Source organism: Streptomyces sp. NPDC046925 (genome assembly GCF_040644915.1).
Classification (GTDB): Bacteria; Actinomycetota; Actinomycetes; order Streptomycetales; family Streptomycetaceae; genus Streptomyces.
In genome coordinates this window covers 205553-224756 of the sequence record NZ_JBEYWZ010000011.1, presented here as the reverse complement: position 1 = coordinate 224756, position 19204 = coordinate 205553, and the positions used below count along the sequence as shown (strand labels likewise).

Here is a 19204-nt window from a genome sequence, read left to right as displayed (position 1 = left end):
AGTTGGCCTCATGAAGGACGCCTTCGGCACCCCCCAGTCCCTGCTCGTACTCGGCGGCACCTCGGAGATCGGCCTCGCCACCGCCCGCCGTCTGGTCGCGCGGCGCACCCGTACGGTGTGGCTGGCCGGGCGTCCCTCGCCGGGCCTGGAGAAGGCCGCAGCGGGCCTGCGCGAGCTGGGTGCGGACGTCCGTACCGTCGCCTTCGACGCGCTCGACTCCGAGTCCCACGAGGCCACGCTCGGCAAGATCTTCGCCGAGGGCGACATCGACATGGTCCTGCTGGCCTTCGGCATCCTCGGCGACCAGGCACGCGACGAGGACGAGCCGCTGTCGGCGGTGCGGGTCGCGCAGACGAACTACACCGGGGCGGTCTCCGCGGGCCTGGTGTGCGCGCGGTCGCTGCAGGCCCAGGGGCACGGCGCCCTGGTGGTGCTCTCGTCGGTCGCGGGCGAGCGCGCCCGCCGCACGAACTTCATCTACGGGTCCAGCAAGGCGGGCCTCGACGCCTTCGCCCAGGGCCTGGGCGACGCGCTGCACGGCACCGGGGTGCACGTGATGGTGGTCCGCCCCGGCTTCGTACGCTCCAAGATGACGGCGGGCCTGGAGGAGGCGCCGATGGCGACAACTCCGGAGGCGGTCGCCGAGGCCATCGAGACGGGCCTGCGGCGGCGCTCGGAGACGGTGTGGGTGCCCGGTGCGCTGCGGGTAGTCATGTCGGCGCTGCGGCACGCGCCGCGGGCGGTGTTCCGGCGGCTGCCGGTCTAGAGGTACAGGCCCGGATCAGCGGGCGGGCAGCGTGCTCTGCGCGGCCGGGGCCGTGGCCTGGGGCGGCACCACCGGGCCGCCGCCCCCGAAGGCGAACTCGCGCAGCTTGCGCCAGATTCCGTCGGCGCCCTGTTCGTAGAGCGCGAAGCCGGTGCACGGCCACTCGGCCGAATAGTCCGAAAGCTCCTCGTATGCCCGGTCCATGGCTTCTTCGGAGATGCCGTGCGCCACGGTGACGTGCGGGTGGTACGGGAACTGGAGCTCGCGTGCCATGGGCCCGGAGGCGTCCCGCACCCGCTCCTGGAGCCAGCCGCAGGCCGCGCCGCCCGCCATCACCTGGACGAAGACGACCGGCGACAGCGGACGGAACGTGCCCGTCCCGGAGAGCCGCATCGGGAAGGGGCGCCCGGCGGCCGCGACGGCCCCCAGATGCGCCTCAACCGCGGGGAGCGCCGTTGCGTCCACCTCTGTGGGCGGCAGCAGCGTGACGTGCGTGGGGATGCCGTGTGCCGCGGGGTCACCGAAGCCCGCGCGCCGCTCCTGGAGCAGGCTGCCGTGAGGCTCCGGAACCGCGATCGACACACCGATCGTTACGGTCCCCACGTCGTACTCCTGTCGGTCGGATGGCGGGCAGAGGGCGCTGCTGTATTCGGGTTTGTGGCTGGGGGCTGCGTGGCTCAGTGCTTGGCGGGCAGGAGGCCCACCGCGTCGTACGCACGGGCGAGGGTCTCCGCGGCGACGGTACGCGCCTTCTCCGCGCCCTTGGCCAGGATCGAGTCGAGCGTCTCCGGGTCGTCCAGGTACGCCTGGGTGCGGTCCCGGAAGGGAGTCACGAAGTCGACCATGACCTCGGCGAGGTCCGTCTTCAGCGCACCGTAGCCCTTGCCGGCGTACTTCTGCTCCAGTTCCGGGATACCGGTGCCCGTGAGCGTGGAGTAGATCGTGAGGAGGTTGCTGACGCCCGGCTTCTCCGCGGTGTCGTAGCGCACGACGGTGTCGGTGTCGGTGACCGCGCTCTTGACCTTCTTCGCGGTGGCCTTGGGCTCGTCGAGGAGGTTGATCAGACCCTTGGGGGTGGACGCCGACTTGCTCATCTTGATCGACGGGTCCTGGAGATCGAAGATCTTCGCGGTCTCCTTGAGGATGTACGCCGCCGGGACGGTGAACGTCTCGCCGAGGCGGCCGTTGAAGCGCTCCGCGAGGTCGCGGGTCAGCTCGATGTGCTGGCGCTGGTCCTCGCCGACCGGGACCTGGTTGGCCTGGTAGAGCAGGATGTCCGCGACCTGGAGGATCGGGTACGTGAAGAGGCCCACGGAGGCGCGGTCCGCGCCCTGCTTGGCGGCCTTGTCCTTGAACTGCGTCATGCGCGACGCCTCGCCGAAGCCGGTGAGGCAGTTCATGATCCAGGCGAGCTGGGCGTGCTCGGGGACGTGGCTCTGGACGAAGAGCGTGCAGCGCTCGGGGTCGAGCCCCGCGGCGAGCAGCTGGGCGGCGGCGAGCCGGGTGTTGGCACGCAGGTCGGCCGGGTCCTGCGGAATCGTGATCGCGTGCAGGTCCACCACCATGTAGAACGCGTCGTGGGACTCCTGCAGCGCCACCCACTGGCGGACCGCGCCGAGGTAGTTGCCGAGGTGGAACGAGCCTGCGGTGGGCTGGATTCCGGAGAGCACGCGAGGACGATCAATGGCCATAGGACTCATTCTCTCAGGTGTCTCTCATTGCTCGGAAACAGTCGTGTGACGGGTGTGCCGCGATCTTGTGATCCGGCGCAAGGCTTACTGCTCATCGGGGCGAATCAGGGACGGCCCGGCGTTCAAGGCGTGGCTGTTGCCGATCATTTACCGATGAGACGAGGAACACAGTGACGGGGGGGGCTCGTACATGCGGATGCGGTCTCGGACACGGATACGGACACGGATACGGACGGCGAGGGGGATGTGCGGGTCGGTGGCGGGGCTGACGGCCGCGCTCGCGACCGGGGTCGCGCTGGTGGTGACGGGAGCGCCGCGGGCGGTGGCGGCCGGACCGACGAGCGTCCTCGTGGTCTCGCCGGAGAGCGGGGAGAGCGCGGCGCTCCATGTGAGCGACAAGGAGTACGGCGAGCTGGAGCGCGCTCTCGGTGAGCTGGGCGAGGGGAGGCGCGAGCAGCCGCCGGGGCTCTCCCTGAGCGAGGGCAGCCGTCAGATCAACGTGACGTGGATGGTGCACGACGTGATGCCGGGGCGAGTGGACCGGGCCTATCCGGCGGCCCCGGGCTCCGAGGGCGGCGAGGGCTCCGAGGGCGGCGAGAAGGCCGGGACCGTGTGGATCCACACGACGACGGACGTCGCGTCGATGGCCGGTACCTGGCACAAGGCGAAGGACCCGGCTCGTCTGACGGCGCTGTTCAAGAAGCTCGGGGTCATGGGCGCGCCCTCGGACGACGGCCGTCGGGGGCCGGCCTCCGGGGCGGGCGGGGCGGACCCGGCCCCGCCGTCGGCGCCCGCCCCGGAAGCCGGGACCGGGCAGGCGGCCACCAGACAGGCGGAGGGCACGCGGGGCGACGGCGGTACGGACTGGTGGTGGGCGATACCGGGCGCCGCGGGAGGGGCTGCGGGAGCGCTGCTGCTGCGGGGGCCGCTCGCCGAGCGGCGGCCCCTGCTTGCCTGGCTGCGCGGGCGGCGGCGGCCCCATGAGGACGGGCCTCGGCAGGAGTTGCGGGACCTGTGACCTTCGGCCTGCGCCCGCGACCTGCGCCCGCGCCTACGACCTGCGCGGGGCCCGGCTGCCCCCCCCCTGATCAGCGGCCCGGCAGGCCCGGCGCGGGGTGGGCGGTCATCAGGTCGGCGACCTCGGAGCGGATCTTCGTCAGGGCGTCCTCGTCACCGGCACGGGCCGCGGCGACGCCCCGGTCGATCCACTCGGCGACGGTCGGCATGTGCTGCGTCCCCAGGCCGCGGGAGGTCAGCGAGGGGGTGCCGATACGGACGCCGGAGGGATCGAAGGGCTTCCGCGGGTCGTACGGCACGGTGTTGTAGTTGACGACGATGCCGGCCCGGTCCAGGGCCTTCGCGGCGACCTTGCCGGGGACGTCCTTGGGGGTGAGGTCCATCAGGATCAGGTGGTTGTCGGTACCGCCGGAGACCAGGTCGAAGCCGCGGGCGAGCAGGGCTTCGGCGAGGGCACGGGCGTTGGCGACGACCGCGTGGGCGTAGTCCCGGAAGGAGGGCTGGGACGCCTCGTGCAGGGCGACGGCGATGGCCGCGGTGGTCTGGTTGTGCGGGCCGCCCTGGAGGCCGGGGAAGACCGCCTTGTCGATGGCCTTGGCGTGCTCCTCGCGGGACATCAGCATCGCGCCGCGCGGGCCGCGCAGGGTCTTGTGGGTGGTCGTGGAGATCACGTCGGCGTGCGGCACCGGTGAGGGGTGGGCGCCGCCCGCGATCAGCCCTGCGATGTGCGCGATGTCGGCGACGAGGACGGCCCCGGTCTCCCTGGCGATCTCGGCGAAGGCGGCGAAGTCGATGGTGCGGGGCAGGGCGGTGCCACCGCAGAAGATCAGCTTCGGGCGCTCCTTGAGGGCCAGATCGCGCACCTCGTCGAAGTCGATGCGGCCCGTGTCGTGGCGGACGCCGTACTGGACGCCGCGGAACCACTTGCCGGTGGCGGAGACGCCCCAGCCGTGGGTGAGGTGGCCGCCCATGGGCAGGGCCATGCCCATCACGGTGTCGCCGGGTTCGGCGAAGGCGAGGTACACGGCGAGGTTGGCCGGGGAGCCGGAGTAGGGCTGCACGTTGGCGTGCTCGACGCCGAAGACGGACTTGGCGCGGGCGACCGCGAGGCGCTCCACGGGGTCGATGTTCTGCTGGCCCTCGTAGTAGCGGCGGCCCGGATAGCCCTCGCTGTACTTGTTCTGAAGCACCGTGCCTGAGGCTTCGAGGACGGCGGTGGAGACGTAGTTCTCGCTGGGGATCAGGCGCAGGGTGTCGGCCTGGAGCTGCTCCTCGGCGGCGACGAGGGCGGCAAGTTCGGGGTCCTCGGCGGTGAGCGCGGGGTGGCTAAGGATGTTCGGCGAGTCCGCGGGATTCGGGGAAACCCGGGAATCGGGCGAAGAGGGGTGAGTCATGGCGTCCTCCGGGGCGAGCGGTCAGTGTCCGGTCGTGGTCCCGGGGTGCCCAGGCGGTCGGCACCTCGAAGGTCTGGCCCCGCACGGCTTCCCCGGGGTCCGTTCCCCGTACGCCAGTCGCCGTGCTGTAGAGGCGAGCCTAGCGGGCACGCCGCGTCGGCGGGTTTCCCCGTCCACGATCCGAGCGACGATAGGAATTGGGCGCCACACCCGCCCCCTGCCGCAGGACGAACGGAGACCCCGTGTCGAGTACCGAAGAGTTCATCACCTCGGCCGAAGCGCACAGCGCGCACAACTACCACCCGCTGCCCATCGTGGTCGCGTCGGCGGAGGGTGCCTGGATGACCGACGTCGAGGGGCGCCGCTACCTCGACATGCTGGCCGGATACTCCGCGCTGAATTTCGGGCACGGCAACCGCCGGCTGATCGAGGCGGCCAAGGCGCAGTTGGAGCGGGTGACGCTCACCTCGCGGGCCTTCCACCACGACCGCTTCGCCGAGTTCTGTACGCGGCTCGCGGAGCTGTGCGGCAAGGAGATGGTGCTGCCGATGAACACGGGGGCGGAGGCCGTGGAGACGGCCGTGAAGACCGCCCGGAAGTGGGGTTACCAGGTCAAGGGCGTGCCCGACGGGCGGGCGAAGATCGTGGTCGCGCGCGACAACTTCCACGGCCGGACCACGACCATCGTCAGCTTCTCGACGGACGCCGAGGCGCGCGCGGACTTCGGTCCCTACACGCCGGGTTTCGAGATCGTCCCGTACGGCGATCTGACGGCGATGCGGGCGGCGGTCACGGAGAACACCGTGGCCGTGCTCCTGGAGCCGATCCAGGGGGAGGCCGGGGTCCTTGTGCCTCCGGCCGGGTATCTCGCGGGCGTACGGGAGTTGACGCGCGAGCGGAACGTCCTGTTCATGGCGGACGAGATCCAGTCGGGGTTCGGCAGGACCGGGAAGACGTTCGCCTGCGAGCACGAGGGCGTGGTGCCCGATGTGTACGTCCTGGGCAAGGCGCTCGGCGGGGGTGTCGTGCCGGTGTCCGCGGTGGTGGCGGACGCGGATGTGCTCGGGGTGTTCAAGCCGGGTGAGCACGGCTCGACGTTCGGCGGCAATCCGCTGGCGTGCGCGGTGGGCCTCGAGGTCGTCGCCATGCTGAGCTCGGGCGAGTACCAGCAGCGGGCCACCGAGCTCGGCGAGCATCTGCACGCCGAGCTGGGGCTGCTCACCGGCACGGGCGCGGTGACGCAGGTGCGGGGGCGCGGGCTGTGGGCGGGCGTCGACATCGAGCCGTCGTACGGCACGGGCCGTGAGATCTCCGAGAAGCTGATGGGCCTGGGCGTCCTGGTCAAGGACACCCACGGCTCGACGATCCGGATCGCTCCCCCACTGGTGATCAGCAAGGAGGACCTGGACTGGGGGCTTGATCAACTGCGTTCTGTGCTGGCCTAGCCCCCGGCACCGGGGGTTCAGCGCTTGGCGCCGACCCCGCCGAACATGGCCACGTCCTCGGCGTCCGTCGCGTCCTGTGTGCGCCAGCGGTTGCACGACACCACACCGGGGGCGAGCAGCTCCAGGCCCTCGAAGAAGCCGGTGACCTGCTCGGGGGTGCGCTGCGTGAGCTTGGGCGTGCCGTTCTCGTTCCAGAACGCCACCGCCTCGTCCACGTCGGGCATCGCCGGGCTGGTGATCGTGTGCGAGAGGACGAGGTGGCTGCCGGCGGGCAGGGCGTCGAGCAGGCGGCGCACGATGCCGTACGCCTCGGAGTCGTCGTCGATGAAGATGACGACTCCGAGCAGGATCAGTCCGACCGGCTGGTCGAAGTCCAGGGTCTTGGCCGCGTGTTCGAGGATCGTCGTGACGTTGCGCAGGTCCTCGTCGAGGTAGTCGGTCCTGCCCTCGGGGGTGCTGGTGAGCAGGGCGCGGGCGTGGGTGAGGACCAGCGGGTCGTTGTCCACGTAGACGACCCGCGACTCGGGGGCGAGGCGCTGGGCGACCTCGTGGGTGTTGTCGGCGGTCGGCAGGCCCGTGCCGATGTCGAGGAACTGCCGGATGCCGCACTCGGTCACGAGGTGGCTGACCGCGCGCCCGAGGAACTGCCGGTCGGCGAGCGCGTAGTCCCCGATACCGGGGTGCAGCGCGCGGATCTGGTCCCCGGCGGCCTGGTCGACGGGGTAGTTGTCCTTGCCGCCGAGCCAGTAGTTCCAGATCCGGGCCGTGTGAGGCTGCGTGGTGTTGATCCTGCTGTCGGACATGTTCGCTCCGCCTCCGAGTGCGTCATATCGATCAAACGGCAGCGTACTAGCGGGATTTGGCCCTGGCCCCACCCGTACCTCGGAGCTGTGTGCGCACCTCAGAGGATCACGTGCGGCAGGAACCTCGCGTACTCGTCCGTGATCAGGCCCGACGACTCCCGGATGCCGAGCCCCGCCGCCTCGTCCTCGACGACCCACGCGCCGAGCACCACACGGTTGCCGTCGAAGTCCGGCAGCGGCGCCAGCTCCTGGTAGCAGCAGGCCTCCTCGCGTACGAGGGGCCCGGCGGATTCCGAGCCCGGCGGGTGGATCGTGACTCCGGCACCCTCCCTGCCGAGGAGCGGCTTGGCGACGTAGCCCCGGCCGGAGGCCAGCTCGCGCGGGCCGTCCAGATAGGCGGGCAGGAGGTTGGGGTGGCCGGGGTACAGCTCCCAGAGGATCGCGAGCAGCGCTTTGTTGGAGAGGAGCATCTTCCAGGCGGGCTCGATCCAGAGGGTGGAACCGGTGCCGCCGCCGTTGTCGAGGGTCTCCAGGACGTGCGGGGCGAAGCGGTCGGTGGTCAGCCACTCCCACGGGTAGAGCTTGAAGCAGCTGCGGATGAAGCCGAGCTTCTTGTCGACGAAGCGCCGCGAGAGACGGTCCCAGCCGATGTCCTCCATGGAGATCGCCTCGGTGGCGAGCCCGGCCTGCTGCGCGGTCTCGCGCAGGTACGCGACCGTCATCAGGTCCTCGCCGAGCTCGTCGCCCGCCGAGTGCGCGAAGTACAGCGGGCCGCCGGGCGGGAGCAGCGGTGCCTGCTTCTTCCAGGCGTCGACGAGGCGTTCGTGGAGGGAGTTCCACTGGTCGGCGCCGGGGAAGCGCTCCTCCATCCAGAACCACTGGGGGCTCGCGGCCTCGACCAGGGAGGTGGGGGTGTCGGCGTTGTACTCCAGCATTTTCGCCGGGGCGCCGCTCCTGCTGTCGTAGTGCAGGTCGAATCGCCCGTAGAGGGACGGGAGTTCGGCCCGTCGGTGCCAGGCCTCGGTGACCGCTTCGGCCACCCGGGGGTCCGTGATGCCGAGGTCGGCGAGGCGGTCGTGCTCGACGATGTGCTCGGCTGCCGCGAGGCACATCGCGTGCAGTTCCTCGACGACCTCTTCGAGGGCTTCGACCTCGGGCAGCGAGAAGACGTAGCAGGCGGACTCGTCCCAGTAGGGGCGCAGGGAGTCGTCGGGGTAGCGGGTGAGGGGATAGATGAGCCCCTGGTCCTCGACGGTCTGCTGCCAGCCGGGGCGGGGCGTGAGGGTACGGCGTTCCATGGCCTCGGGTCTCGGGGTCCGTCTCGGGGTCCGGGTGTCGGGGTCCGGGTTCCGGGTTGTCGGGGTCCGGGTGTCGGTCGCTGTCGTGGACCCGCTCAGCCGCCGCCGCTGCCCGAGCAGCCGAAGCCGTCGCGGTCGACTGCCTCGCTGCGGCTGAAGGTGCCGTAGTCGGCGCGCCGGCCGTCGACGTCGGCGTCGTAGTACCAGTCGGCGTCCACGCGGCCCGACTTGCCGGTTCCGTACGAACTGCCGCCGGACTTGCGCGCCTTGCCGGACGAGGAACCGGAAGAGGACGAGCCGCTCTTGCAGTTCTTGTCGGCGACGATCTTGTAGCCGGTGAGGGAGTCGTAGCTGTCGCGGTCCACGCACCGCTTGTCCGGTTCCGAACCGCACGAGGTCAGGGCCGCCGCGAGGACACCCATGCCGCCGAGTACGACCGTGCTGGACCGCAGCCTGCGCCGCTGCGTCTTCTGTTCTTGTTCCGCTGCCATTCGTACTGCCCCCGTTGTCGTGTACTTGATCGGCATTCAGCGTAGGTAAGGGTGCGTGCGCCGCGCCAACCGGCTGCGCGGAATCCCTCTCCTCTACAGTCACTTCGTGTCTCTTGGGATGATTTGCGCACTTGGTTCAGCGGTCTGCTTCGGTACGGCCTCCGTCTTCCAGGCGATCGCCGCGCGCGCCACCGCGCCGGGGACGGGCTCCGGGGTCGACCCCGCGCTGCTGCTGCGCGCGGTGCGGCAGTGGCGGTACGTCGTGGGGCTCGGGCTCGACGGGCTCGGATTCCTGCTGCAGATCGTGGCGTTGCGTTCCATCCCGATCTACGCCGTCGGTGCGGCGCTCGCCGCGAGCCTCGCCGTCACGGCGGTGGTGGCCTCGCGGCTGCTGCGGGTGCGGTTGAGCGGGGTGGAGTGGGCGGCCGTGGGGGTGGTGTGCGCGGGGCTCGCGATGCTGGGGCTCGCTTCCGGGGACGAGGGGAAGGGCGTCGGGTCGACGGCTCTGCGGTACGCGCTGCTGGGCGTGGCGGTGGGGGTGCTTGTGCTCGGGGCCGTGGCGGGGCGGTTGCCGGGGCGGGGGCGGGCGTTGGCGCTGGGGCTCGGGGCGGGGTTCGGGTTCGGGGTGGTGGAGGTGGGGGTGCGGCTCATCGACGGGGTCTCGCCGGGGGCGTTGGTGCGGAATCCGGCTGCTTATGCCCTGGTGGTGGGTGGGGGTGCGGCGTTTCTGCTCCTTACGTCCGCCTTGCAGCGGGGGTCCGTGACGACCGCTACCGCGGGGATGGTGATCGGGGCGACGGTGGGGCCTGCGGTGGTGGGGGTGGTGTGGCTGGGGGATCGGACTCGGGGTGGGTTGGAGTGGTTGGCCGTACTGGGGTTCGTGGTTGCTGTGGTGGGGGCGTTGGCGTTGGCGCGGTTCGGTGAAGCGCCGGCTCCTGCGGAGGGCGGGGCGGTGGAGGGGGCTCGGTAGGGCTGTCCCTGCGGGGCTCTCCCCCAATCCCGCCCCTTCCCGAAACTGGGGCTCCGCCCCAGACCCCGTACAAGATGGCCTCAAACGCCGGCCGGGCTGAGAGATTTCAGCCCGTCCGGCGTTTGAGGACGAACTCGGCGGAGCCGGTGATCAACGGCCACCAAGAGCCCCCGCCAAGCCTCACGGCAGAACCCTGCACAGCGCCTCCAGCGCCCCCGCCCACGCATGGTCCGGCGGTGTTCCGTAGCCCACCACCAAGGCGTCCCTCTCCGCGAGGCGTGGCGCCGCGGGGTGGCGGAAGCTTGCGAGGCCCTGAACGCCGAGGCGTTGCCAGCTTGCCGCCTGGACCACCGTGCGTTCGGTGCCCGGCGGCAGTTCGAGTACCGCGTGCAGTCCCGCCGCGATGCCGGTGGCCCGCACCTCCGGCGCCCTCGCGGCGAGCGCCTCGATCAGCTGGTCCCGTCGGCGGCGGTAGCGCAGCCGCGCCCCCCGCACATGCCGGTCGTACGCCCCCGACGTGATGAACTCAGCCAGCGTCAGCTGGTCCAGCGCCCCGCAGGCCCACTCCGCGCCCCCCTTCGCCTCGACGACCTCGGCGGCGATCGGCGCGGGCAGGACCATCCAGCCGAGCCGCAGGCCGGGCGCGAGGGACTTGCTCGCCGTGCCGAGGTAGACCACGCGGTCGGGGTCAAGGCCCTGGAGCGCGCCCACCGGCTGCCGGTCGTAGCGGAACTCCCCGTCGTAGTCGTCCTCCAGGATCAGCCCGTTCCCGCGCCGCGCCCAGTCGACGGCCGCCGCACGCCGGTCGGGGTGCAGCGGGACCCCCATCGGGAACTGGTGCGCGGGCGTCAGGAGCACCGCCTTCGGCGAACCGGATGCCGTGCCGGAGACCGTGCTCAACTCCCCCGTCGACGTGCCCAGTTCATCGAAGGGCAGCGGCCTCGTCCGCAGCCCCGCCCGCTGCACCAGATTCCAGTGCACGTCGAGGCCGTACGACTCGACGGCCATCTCGCGCAGCCCCCTCGCCCGCAGCACACCGGCGAGCAGCGCCAGGCCCTGCGCGAACCCGGCGCAGACGACGATGCGGTCCGGGTCGGCGTGCACACCCCGCGCGCGTGCGAGGTAGTCGGCGAGGGCGGTGCGCAGTTCGATGCGGCCGCGCGGGTCTCCGTAGCCGAGCGCGTCGTTCGGGGCCGCGGTCATGGCCTTGCGGGCGGCCTTGAGCCAGGCGGCGCGCGGGAAGGACGCGAGATCGGGGGTGCCGGGCTTCAGGTCGTACGTGGGGCCGCCCGCGGCCCTGCGGCGCGGTGCGGGTTCGGCGGGGCGCGAGACGGCGCGTTCGGCGACGCGGGTGCCGGAGCCCTGTCGTGCGGTGAGCCAGCCCTCGGCGACGAGGTCCCCGTAGGCGTCGGCGACGGTGTTGCGGGCGATGCCCAGGTCGACGGCGAGGGAGCGGGACGAGGGGAGGCGGGTGCCGGGGGGCAGTCTGCCGCCGCGCACCGCCTCGCGCAGGGCGTCCGTGAGCCCCTTGCGTACGCCTGAGTGCGTCGCCTCACCGGCCGTCTCCAGGTGGAGGTCGACGCCCAGGTCAAGGCCCGCGTCACGGCCCGGTCCGGCACCCGAAGTGGCCCACGATTCTTCCATGGGAATGGACCATACCTGTGGGCTATTCCGGTCGTACGGTCGATGGCATGACGACGAACGAGAACACCCCCGCACCCGCCGCACCCCCCGCACCCGAGTACCTCCAGGAGCACACCCCGCGCCTGGACTGGCACCAGCTCGCGCCCGAGGTCTTCAAGGCGATGGTCAGGCTCGACGCGGCGGCCCGTAAGGGAGTCGACCCGGTGATCCTCGAACTGGTCAAGATCCGGGCCTCGCAGATCAACCACTGCGCGCTCTGCGTCGACATGCACAGCAAGGACGCCCTCGCGGCGGGCGAGAGCGTGGAGCGGATCATCCAGCTCAGCGCGTGGGAGGAGTCGCAGCACTTCTACACGGCCAAGGAGGTCGCCGCGATCGAGCTGACGGAGGCGATCACCGTCCTGACGGACGGCTTCGTGCCGGACGAGGTGTACGAGAAGGCCGCGGCCCTCTTCGAGGAGCAGGAGCTGACGCAGCTGATCGCCGCGATCACAGTGATCAACGCGTGGAACCGCTTCGGCGTCTCGACCCGCCAGGTGCCCGGCCACTACAAGGCCGGAGACCACAAGTGAGCGCCCGGACCTCCCACCTGGACAAGGCGGTCGGGACAGCCCTTGCCGGTGTGGGCGCCGCCGCCAAGCGAGGGCTCGGCGATCCCGTGCTCGCCGAGCTCGTGATGATCAGGGCCTCGCAGATCAACGCGTGTGCGTTCTGTCTGGACATGCATGTGGACGTCGCCGTGAAGAACGGTGAGTCGGTGAAGCGGATCGCGCTGCTCAATGCCTGGGCGGAGGCGGGCCCGCTCTTCAGCGAGCGCGAGCGGGCCGCCCTCGCGCTGACGGAGGCGGTCACCGTCCTGACTGGGGGCACCTCCCAGGCTTTCGGCTCTGGGGGAGGGTTCGTTCCCGACGAGGTGTACGAGACGGCGGCCAAGCACTTCAGCGAGGCCGAACTCGCCCATCTCATCGGGGTGATCACCGTCATCAACAGCTGGAACCGGGTGATGGTCAGCCGCCGCACCGAGCCGGGAGGGTATGTGCCGTGAGCTCCGTGAACTCCGTGAGCCTCGTGGACGACTTCCGTGCGCTGCATCACGGGCGTGCGCCCGGTGATCCGCTGGTCCTGCCCGGGCCGTGGGACGCGGCCAGCGCGCGGGCCTTCGTGGACGCCGGGTTCCCGGCCCTCGCGACGCCGAGCGCGGGGGTCGCGGCGTCGCTCGGGTACGCGGACGGTGATGTACCGCCGGACGAGATGTTCGCGGCGGTGGCCCGGATCGTACGGTCGGTCGCCGGGGCCGTGCCGGTGTCGGCCGACATCGAGGACGGCTACGGCCTGGCGCCGAAAGAGCTGGTGGAGCGGCTTCTGGAGACGGGCGCGGTCGGCTGCAACCTGGAGGACTCCTCGGACGGCACCCTGAAGGACCCGGCCGAGCAGGCGGACTGGCTCGCCGAGGTGCGTTCCGTCGCGGGCGACCGACTGTTCGTCAATGCCCGCGTGGACACGTTCGTGCGGGGCGACGGCGATCCGGCGAAGGCGATCGAGCGGGCGCGCCTTTACGTCGAGGCGGGCGCGGACTGCGTCTATCCGATCCTCGCGCCGCCCGAGGTGCTTCCGCGGCTGCGGGCGGGCATCGAGGGCCCCGTCAACGTGGCCGCGAAGCCGGATGGCCCGTCCCTGCGGGAGCTGGGCGAACGGGGCGCCGCGCGGATCACGTTCGGGCCCGGCCTGCTGATCCGCGCGACGGAGGCGTTGCGGGAGATCGCCGGGAGCCTGAAGCAGACGTAAGCAGACGTAGGCAGACGCAGGCAGATACGAAGGTGCCGGTGGTCCCGCGCGATGCGCCCGGGACCACCGGCACCTTACGACCCGCTCAGCCGCTCACCGCGACCAGCGGCCGGCGACGAGCAGCCGGCGACGACGTCACTTCTTCGGGATCCACTTCTCCCACGTCGCCTTGTTCTCCTTGATCCACTTCTCGGCCGCGGCCTCGCCGGACATCTTGTCCTTGGCGATCGACATGGCGACCTCGTTCTGCTCCTCGGTCGTCCACTTGAAGTTCTTCAGGAACTTCGCGGCGTCGCCGCCGTCCTTGGCGAAGTCGGCGTTGAAGTACTTCTGGAGCGGGGTGTTGGCGTAGCCGCACTCGGTCTTGGTCTCGGGCTCGTTGCAGCCCTCCTTGAACTCGGGCAGCTTCACCTCGACCAGGTCCATGTCGGCGTTCGCCCACAGGGGCTCCCACCAGTAGCTGATGAAGGGCTCCTTGGCGGCGTACTTGCGCTGGATCTCCTTGATCTGCGCGGCCTCGTTGCCGGTGTCCTTGATCTTGAAGTTCAGCTTGTGGTTCTTGATCAGGAACTCGTCGTACGTGGTGTACGAGGGGGCGGCGCCGATGAACTCGCCCTTGCCGCCGCTGCGGTTGCTCTTGAAGTCCTTGGCGTACTTGTTGAGGTTCTTGTAGTCCAGGATCTCCGGGTGCTTGTCCGCGTAGTACTTCGGCACGTACCAGCCGATGTGCCCGGTGACGCCCAGGTCGCCGCCCTTGACGACCGTCTTCTTCTGGTCGATGTAGAGCTTCTGCTTCTTGGGCTGGCCGTCCCAGTCCTCCAGGATCGCGTCGGCCTTGCCGTTGTTGAGCGCGTCCCAGGCGATCGGCTCGTCGAGCTGCTGGAGGTCGACCTTCTTGACGCCGACCTCGTCCTCGAGGAGCTTCTTGGCGACCTCGGCGTTGGCGCGCGCGCCGACCCACGAGGGGACCGTGATGGTGACCTCGTCGGCGCTGCCGGAGGACTTCGTGTCGGCGGCACCGCAGGCGCTGAGCGCCACCATGGACACGGCGCCGAGACCGGCGACGACGGCTGTACGTATCCGCTTGTTGTGGTTCACGAGATTGTTCCCTTACGTAGCAGGAGAGCAGCTGGAGAGCGAAGTTCCGCGGGGCGGACGTACGTCAGCGCAGTGCGCGTTCCTTGACGTCGGCGCCGGGCTGGGAGATGCGGTCGAGGAGCAGACCCAGGCAGACGATGGCGATACCGGCCGTCAGGCCGAGACCGAGGTCGCCCTTGGTGAGGCCCCTGACCACGTCCACGCCGAGCGCGCCGCCGCCGATCATGCCGCCGATGACGACCATGGAGAGGACCAGGACGACGCCCTGGTTGAGGGCGACGAGCAGCGCGGGGCGGGCCAGCGGCAGCTGGACCTGCCAGAGCTGCTGGCCGGTGGAGGCGCCGAGCGAGCGGGCCGCCTCCAGGGCCGAGGGGTCGATCTGGCGGATGCCCTGGGCCGTGATGCGGATGACGGCGGGCAGCGCGTAGATGATCGAGGCCACCGCGGCGGCCGCGGGGTTGGAGCCGAAGAGCGCGATCATCGGGATCAGGTAGATGAACGCGGGCAGGGTCTGCATGGTGTCGAGCACCGGGCGGATGCCCCGCTCGACCCAGGAGACGCGGGCCGCGAGGATGCCGATGGCGAAGCCCAGGATCAGCGTGACCACCAGGGCGGCGATCACCTGCGAGAGCGTGTCCATCGAGCGGCTCCACAGCCCCATCGCGCCGATCGCGGCCAGCGCGAGCACGACGGTGACCGCCGCGCGCCAGCGGCCCGCGAGGTAGGCGAGGACACCGGCGACCAGGAGCACCGCCCACCACGGGGTGGCGAGCAGGGCGTCGAACAGCGGGTTGATGCCCCAGCGGATGAAGCCGTTCGCCCAGGTGAGGGTGCCGCCGATGACCGGGATGCCGGAGCCGAGCTCGCGCTCGATCCAGCCGACGACCTCGTTGATGGGCTGGGAGATGGAGACGACCCAGTTCTCCGGCCACTCCGTGCGGCCGAGCGCCTGGCCGAGGACGGCGGCGCCCGCGATCACCGCGGCCATGACGGCCCACAGGATGCGCGTGGCGAAGGCGCTGCGGGCGGGCGCGGAGTCGTCGACGCGTTCGCCGAAGCCCGCGGTCGTGCGGTCGAGCCAGACGGCGATCAGGACGATCGCGACGCCTGCCGGTACGGCCATGCCCACGTCGAGGGTGGAGATCGCCGTGAAGATCGGGTCACCGAGACCGCCGGCCCCGACCACCGTGGCGAGGACGACCATCGAAAGACACATCATGATCGTCTGGTTGAGGCCGAGCAGCATCGGCTTGCGGGCCAGCGGAAGCCTGGCCGTCCACAGCCGCTGCCAGGCGCTGGCGCCGAGCGACTGGGAGGCTTCGAGGGCCGCCGCGTCGGCGCCGCGCAGGCCGAGCGAGGTGAGCCGTGCCATCGGCGGGGCGGCGTAGATGACGGTGGCCATGAAGACGGCCGGGGTGCCGACGTCGAACATCAAGACGAAGGGCAGCAGGTACGAGAAGGCCGGAAGCACCTGCATGGTGTCGAAGACCGGCCGCAGGATGCGCTCGGCACGGTCGGAGAGCCCGGCGGCGAGGCCGAGAAGGACACCGACGAGCGCCGCGACGGCCACACAGACGACCATCAGGGCGAGGGTCTCCATCGCCTCCGCCCACACGTCGAGCACACCGATCACGGCGAACGTGCCGAAGGCGATGCCCGCGAGGGTCAGCGAGCGCTTGCGCAGGTTCGCGCCGCCCGCGTACCAGGAGATGAGCACGGCGGCGACGGTCACACCGATGAACCCGAGGCCTTCGAGCCCGCTGAGCACACCGTCGACGGCGGACTCAGAGGTGTTGCTGATGTGCAGCAGGAAGTACAGGAAGATCGGGTGGGTGTCGCGGTTCTGCGCCATCCAGTTGTTGACGTCGTCGAGCGGCGAGCGCACGTCGAAGGTCAGGTCAGAGGGCCAGACGCCGTTGGCGGTGACGAACGCCGAGACGACCGCGACGAGCAGGGCGCCCAGGATCAGGATCGCCTTGGGGTTGCGCAGGAACGCGGAGAGCGGCCCGGGGGCCTCGGCGGGCGGGCCCGGCGGGGACACGCCGTCCTTCTTCTCCAGGACGGAGGTCGGTGCGGCACTCATACGGCTGCCACCGCCTTGTCCTGCGGATCCGCGTCGAGACCCGCGACCACGGCGAGGAGCTGCTCGTGGTCGACGACGCCGAGGGTGCGGCCGTTGTCCACGACGCGGCAGTGCTCGCCGCTGCGCGCGACGGCCTCGATCGCGTCGACGACCAGCGTGTCCGGGCCGATCGCGGCACCGGACTCGGCCTCGTCGCCCATGGCGGGGCGCATGGCACGGCGTACGGAGATGACCTGCTCGCGCGAGACGTCCTGGACGAAGTCGCGGACGTAGTCGTCGGCGGGGTTGGCGACGATCTCCTCGGGGGTGCCGAGCTGCACGATGGCGCCGTCCCGCATCAGCATGATGCGGTCGCCCAGGCGCAGCGCCTCGCTGAGGTCGTGGGTGATGAAGACCATCGTGCGGCCCTCTTCGCGGTGCAGGCGGATGACCTCTTCCTGCATGTCCCGCCTGATCAGCGGGTCGAGCGCGCTGAACGGCTCGTCGAAGAGCAGCACTTCGGGGTCGACGGCGAGGGCGCGGGCCAAGCCGACGCGCTGCTGCTGGCCGCCGGAGAGCTGGGTGGGGCGGCGCTCTTCCAGGCCTTCGAGGCCGACCTTGGCGACGACCTCCATGGCCTTGGCCCGGCGCTCCGCCTTGGCCACGCCCTGGATCTCCAGGCCGTATCCGACGTTGTCCAGGACCGAACGGTGCGGAAGGAGGCCGAAGTTCTGGAAGACCATCGCGGCCTTGTGGCGGCGCAGGTCACGCAGCTGGTTCTTGTCCATGCCGAGGACGTCCTGGCCGTCCATGGTTATGGAGCCGCTGGTCGGTTCTATGAGCCGGGTCAGGGTCCGCACCAGCGTGGACTTGCCCGATCCGGAGAGGCCCATGACGACGAAGACCTCGCCGCGTTTGACGTCGAAGCTGACGTCCCGCACGGCCGCCGTGCAGCCGGTGCGCTCGCGCAGTTCGGCGGCGGAGAGGCTCGCGTACTCGTCGTTGCCGGGGACGCGGTCGGCCTTGGGTCCGAAGACCTTCCACAGGTCGCGGACGGCGAAGACGGGTGCCGCGGACTCGGCCGCGGGCGTCTTGTCAGTGGTGGTGGTCATCGGACATCACTCCTGGTCAGCAGTTCAGCGCACTTTTCCCCGACCATGAGTACTCCGATCATCGGGTTCACGGCAGGCATCGTCGGGAAGACGGATGCGTCCGCGATTCGGATTCCGTGGAGGCCCCGAATTTTCAGCTCCGGGTCGACTACGGCAAGTTCATCAGTGGAAGCACCCATTCGGCAGGTTCCTGCCGGGTGGTAGACGGTGTGGGCGGCCTTGCGCACCAGCTCGCTGATCTCGGCGTCGTCGGTGACGTCGGGGCCGGGGAAGACCTCGCGCTTGAGCCACTTGGCGAAGGGCTCGGCCTGCGCGACCTTGCGGGCCAGTTTGATGCCGTCGACGAGCGTCTGCCCGTCGTAGTCACCATCGTCCTCGAAGTACTTGAAGTCGAGAGCGGGCTTGACTTCGGGGTCGGCGGACGTCAGATAGACACGGCCGCGCGCACGGGACTTGGGGATGTTCGGCGTCATCGACACGCCGTGCTCCGGGCGTTCGTAGCCCAGGCGCTCCGGGTTGTCCGTGAACGGGATTTGGTAGAAGTGGAACATGAGGTCAGGGCCCTTGTGGTCCGGGTCCCGCTGCACGAAGAGGCCCGCGTCGGAGTCCATCGCGGAGTTGTCGGGCAGCGGCCCGTTGGTCTCCCAGACGATGACCGACTCGGGGTGGTCGAGGAGGTTTTCGCCGACGCCCGGCAGATCGTGCACGACGGGGATGCCGAGTGCTTCGAGGTCCTTGGCGGGGCCGATGCCGGAGTGCATGAGCAGCCGCGGGGTGTCGACGGCGCCCGCGCAGACGAGGACTTCGCGGCGGGCGGTGAGCAGCTGCTCCGCCCCGTCCTTCGTACGGATGTGGACGCCGCGCGCGGTGGTGCCGTCGAGCTCCAGCTTGGTGGCCCAGGTCTCCAGGAAGAGGCGGAGGTTCGGGCGGTCGCCGGCCTCCATGTGGGGGTGGAGGTAGGCGACGGACGCGGAGGAACGCTTGTTGTTCTCCGGGTGGTAGGAGAGGTCGAAGAAGCCGACGCCCTCGTCGAAGGGCTTGTCGTTGAAGCCGACGACCTCGGGGACGCCGAGCGCGGTCTTCGTGGCCTCGACCCAGTCCGTGGCGATCTGGTTCTGGTCCTTCTTGGCGACGCGCACGATGTTGTTGCGCAGCTTGCCGAAGAAGGGGTCCATCGCCTTGGCGTTCCAGCCGGTGGCGCCCGCCTCTTCCCACTCGTCCCAGTCGGAGGGCAGCGGCTTGAAGGAGATCAGGGTGTTGTGCGACGAGCAGCCGCCGAGGACCTTGGCGCGGCTGTGCAGGATGTGCGAGTTGCCGCGCGGCTGCTCGGTGGTGGTGTACCCGTAGTCGAGGTCGCCGCCGAGGAGGCCGAGCCAGCGGCGCAGCGTGAGGACGTCCTCGCGGTCGATGTCGCTGGGGCCGCCCTCGATGACGGCGACGGTCACGCCGGGGTCCTCGGTGAGCCGGGACGCGATCACCGACCCTGCGGTACCGCCGCCGACGATGACGTAGTCGTACTCGGTGGTCTCAGCCATGCGTGCTGCTCCTCTTCCTGCGAGGTGTGGTGCAAGGTGCTTGCGCGTATAGAGCGGGGGGTGCTCGGACGTACGGACATACACGTGCGCGGG

Annotated in this window: 18 protein-coding genes and 1 riboswitch; of the genes, 7 read left to right on the top strand and 11 right to left on the bottom strand. The window is 70.5% G+C overall.

All coding sequences use genetic code 11. The annotated features are described in order from the left end of the window. The first annotated feature begins 10 nt into the window (after positions 1–10). Entirely contained in the window at positions 11–766 is a 756-nt protein-coding gene (locus tag ABZ906_RS34720; RefSeq protein ID WP_361182160.1) for a decaprenylphospho-beta-D-erythro-pentofuranosid-2-ulose 2-reductase, read from the top strand. Positions 767–781: 15 nt separating this feature from the next. Here ABZ906_RS34720 and ABZ906_RS34715 read toward each other — a convergent pair whose 3' ends face one another. Then, positions 782–1369 (bottom strand): 2'-5' RNA ligase family protein, encoded by a 588-nt coding sequence (locus ABZ906_RS34715; protein ID WP_361182162.1) that lies wholly within the window; start codon positions 1367–1369, stop codon positions 782–784. Positions 1370–1443: 74 nt separating this feature from the next. Next, positions 1444–2457, bottom strand: coding sequence for a tryptophan--tRNA ligase (gene trpS, locus ABZ906_RS34710; RefSeq protein WP_361182164.1), 1014 nt, complete (start codon positions 2455–2457; stop codon positions 1444–1446). Between the two features lie 256 nt (positions 2458–2713). On the opposite strand from trpS, the gene ABZ906_RS34705 reads away from it, so the two are divergent. After that, positions 2714–3475: a hypothetical protein gene (locus tag ABZ906_RS34705; RefSeq protein ID WP_361389723.1), complete on the top strand. Its 762-nt coding sequence runs from the start codon at positions 2714–2716 to the stop codon at positions 3473–3475. Positions 3476–3545: 70 nt separating this feature from the next. On the opposite strand, the gene glyA is transcribed toward ABZ906_RS34705, so the two are convergent. Further along, complete coding sequence (gene glyA / locus ABZ906_RS34700; protein ID WP_361389721.1) at positions 3546–4868, bottom strand: serine hydroxymethyltransferase; 1323 nt, start codon at positions 4866–4868, stop codon at positions 3546–3548. Positions 4869–4908: 40 nt separating this feature from the next. After that, a riboswitch (ZMP/ZTP riboswitch) is annotated at positions 4909–4999 on the bottom strand. Between the two features lie 111 nt (positions 5000–5110). Here glyA and rocD point away from each other — a divergent pair. Beyond that, positions 5111–6313, top strand: a complete 1203-nt coding sequence (gene rocD, locus ABZ906_RS34695) for an ornithine--oxo-acid transaminase (protein WP_361389719.1) — start codon at positions 5111–5113, stop codon at positions 6311–6313. A gap of 17 nt (positions 6314–6330) precedes the next feature. Here rocD and ABZ906_RS34690 read toward each other — a convergent pair whose 3' ends face one another. From ABZ906_RS34690 to ABZ906_RS34680, 3 genes are all read right to left on the bottom strand, one after another. Beyond that, positions 6331–7116, bottom strand: coding sequence for an SAM-dependent methyltransferase (locus tag ABZ906_RS34690; RefSeq protein WP_361389717.1), 786 nt, complete (start codon positions 7114–7116; stop codon positions 6331–6333). A gap of 98 nt (positions 7117–7214) precedes the next feature. Then, positions 7215–8414: a glutathionylspermidine synthase family protein gene (locus tag ABZ906_RS34685; RefSeq protein WP_361389715.1), complete on the bottom strand. Its 1200-nt coding sequence runs from the start codon at positions 8412–8414 to the stop codon at positions 7215–7217. A 95-nt stretch (positions 8415–8509) separates the two neighbouring features. Next, entirely contained in the window at positions 8510–8905 is a 396-nt protein-coding gene (locus ABZ906_RS34680) for a hypothetical protein (protein ID WP_361389713.1), read from the bottom strand. A 118-nt stretch (positions 8906–9023) separates the two neighbouring features. Between ABZ906_RS34680 and ABZ906_RS34675 the strand changes: the two genes are divergently transcribed. Continuing rightward, positions 9024–9875, top strand: coding sequence for a hypothetical protein (locus ABZ906_RS34675; RefSeq protein ID WP_361389839.1), 852 nt, complete (start codon positions 9024–9026; stop codon positions 9873–9875). A 180-nt stretch (positions 9876–10055) separates the two neighbouring features. Here the strand turns inward: ABZ906_RS34675 and ABZ906_RS34670 are convergent, their stop codons facing one another. After that, the gene (locus ABZ906_RS34670; protein ID WP_361389711.1) at positions 10056–11519 is read right to left on the bottom strand and encodes a PLP-dependent aminotransferase family protein; all 1464 of its coding nucleotides are present in this window, start codon (positions 11517–11519) and stop codon (positions 10056–10058) included. 47 nt (positions 11520–11566) lie between these two features. Here ABZ906_RS34670 and ABZ906_RS34665 point away from each other — a divergent pair, with 47 nt between their 5' ends. Genes ABZ906_RS34665 through ABZ906_RS34655 form a run of 3 tightly spaced genes read left to right on the top strand, consistent with a single transcriptional unit; the run spans position 11567 to position 13304 of the window. Further along, positions 11567–12091: a carboxymuconolactone decarboxylase family protein gene (locus tag ABZ906_RS34665; protein ID WP_361389709.1), complete on the top strand. Its 525-nt coding sequence runs from the start codon at positions 11567–11569 to the stop codon at positions 12089–12091. Continuing rightward, on the top strand, positions 12088–12564 hold the full coding sequence (locus tag ABZ906_RS34660) for a carboxymuconolactone decarboxylase family protein (RefSeq protein ID WP_361389707.1): 477 nt from the start codon (positions 12088–12090) through the stop codon (positions 12562–12564). The genes ABZ906_RS34665 and ABZ906_RS34660 overlap by 4 nt, the downstream gene beginning before the upstream one ends. Before the next feature lie 14 nt (positions 12565–12578). Further along, positions 12579–13304 (top strand): isocitrate lyase/phosphoenolpyruvate mutase family protein, encoded by a 726-nt coding sequence (locus ABZ906_RS34655; protein WP_361389837.1) that lies wholly within the window; start codon positions 12579–12581, stop codon positions 13302–13304. A 135-nt stretch (positions 13305–13439) separates the two neighbouring features. Here the strand turns inward: ABZ906_RS34655 and ABZ906_RS34650 are convergent, their stop codons facing one another. The 4 genes from ABZ906_RS34650 to ABZ906_RS34635 form a co-directional block, all read right to left on the bottom strand. Further along, positions 13440–14402 carry a glycine betaine ABC transporter substrate-binding protein gene (locus tag ABZ906_RS34650; RefSeq protein WP_361182179.1) on the bottom strand — a complete coding sequence of 321 codons (963 nt, stop codon included), beginning with the start codon at positions 14400–14402 and terminating at the stop codon, positions 13440–13442. 64 nt (positions 14403–14466) lie between these two features. Beyond that, positions 14467–16485 (bottom strand): ABC transporter permease subunit, encoded by a 2019-nt coding sequence (locus ABZ906_RS34645; protein ID WP_361182181.1) that lies wholly within the window; start codon positions 16483–16485, stop codon positions 14467–14469. Continuing rightward, entirely contained in the window at positions 16482–17576 is a 1095-nt protein-coding gene (locus ABZ906_RS34640; protein ID WP_361182183.1) for a glycine betaine/L-proline ABC transporter ATP-binding protein, read from the bottom strand. The genes ABZ906_RS34645 and ABZ906_RS34640 overlap by 4 nt, the downstream gene beginning before the upstream one ends. After that, positions 17573–19111 (bottom strand): GMC oxidoreductase, encoded by a 1539-nt coding sequence (locus ABZ906_RS34635; RefSeq protein WP_361389705.1) that lies wholly within the window; start codon positions 19109–19111, stop codon positions 17573–17575. Before ABZ906_RS34635 ends, ABZ906_RS34640 begins: the two co-directional genes overlap by 4 nt. Positions 19112–19204 lie beyond the last annotated feature (93 nt).

What these genes read in the sequence shown, in the direction of transcription:
- ABZ906_RS34635 (WP_361389705.1), bottom strand. Translation starts at nt 19,111, where the DNA reads ATGGCTGAGACCACCGAGTACGACTACGTCATCGTCGGCGGCGGTACC.
- ABZ906_RS34665 (WP_361389709.1), top strand. Translation starts at nt 11,567, where the DNA reads ATGACGACGAACGAGAACACCCCCGCACCCGCCGCACCCCCCGCACCC.
- ABZ906_RS34675 (WP_361389839.1), top strand. Translation starts at nt 9,024, where the DNA reads ATGATTTGCGCACTTGGTTCAGCGGTCTGCTTCGGTACGGCCTCCGTC.
- ABZ906_RS34690 (WP_361389717.1), bottom strand. Translation starts at nt 7,116, where the DNA reads ATGTCCGACAGCAGGATCAACACCACGCAGCCTCACACGGCCCGGATC.
- glyA (WP_361389721.1), bottom strand. Translation starts at nt 4,868, where the DNA reads ATGACTCACCCCTCTTCGCCCGATTCCCGGGTTTCCCCGAATCCCGCG.
- ABZ906_RS34670 (WP_361389711.1), bottom strand. Translation starts at nt 11,519, where the DNA reads ATGGAAGAATCGTGGGCCACTTCGGGTGCCGGACCGGGCCGTGACGCG.
- trpS (WP_361182164.1), bottom strand. Translation starts at nt 2,457, where the DNA reads ATGGCCATTGATCGTCCTCGCGTGCTCTCCGGAATCCAGCCCACCGCA.
- ABZ906_RS34685 (WP_361389715.1), bottom strand. Translation starts at nt 8,414, where the DNA reads ATGGAACGCCGTACCCTCACGCCCCGCCCCGGCTGGCAGCAGACCGTC.
- ABZ906_RS34645 (WP_361182181.1), bottom strand. Translation starts at nt 16,485, where the DNA reads ATGAGTGCCGCACCGACCTCCGTCCTGGAGAAGAAGGACGGCGTGTCC.
- ABZ906_RS34680 (WP_361389713.1), bottom strand. Translation starts at nt 8,905, where the DNA reads ATGGCAGCGGAACAAGAACAGAAGACGCAGCGGCGCAGGCTGCGGTCC.
- ABZ906_RS34720 (WP_361182160.1), top strand. Translation starts at nt 11, where the DNA reads ATGAAGGACGCCTTCGGCACCCCCCAGTCCCTGCTCGTACTCGGCGGC.
- ABZ906_RS34640 (WP_361182183.1), bottom strand. Translation starts at nt 17,576, where the DNA reads ATGACCACCACCACTGACAAGACGCCCGCGGCCGAGTCCGCGGCACCC.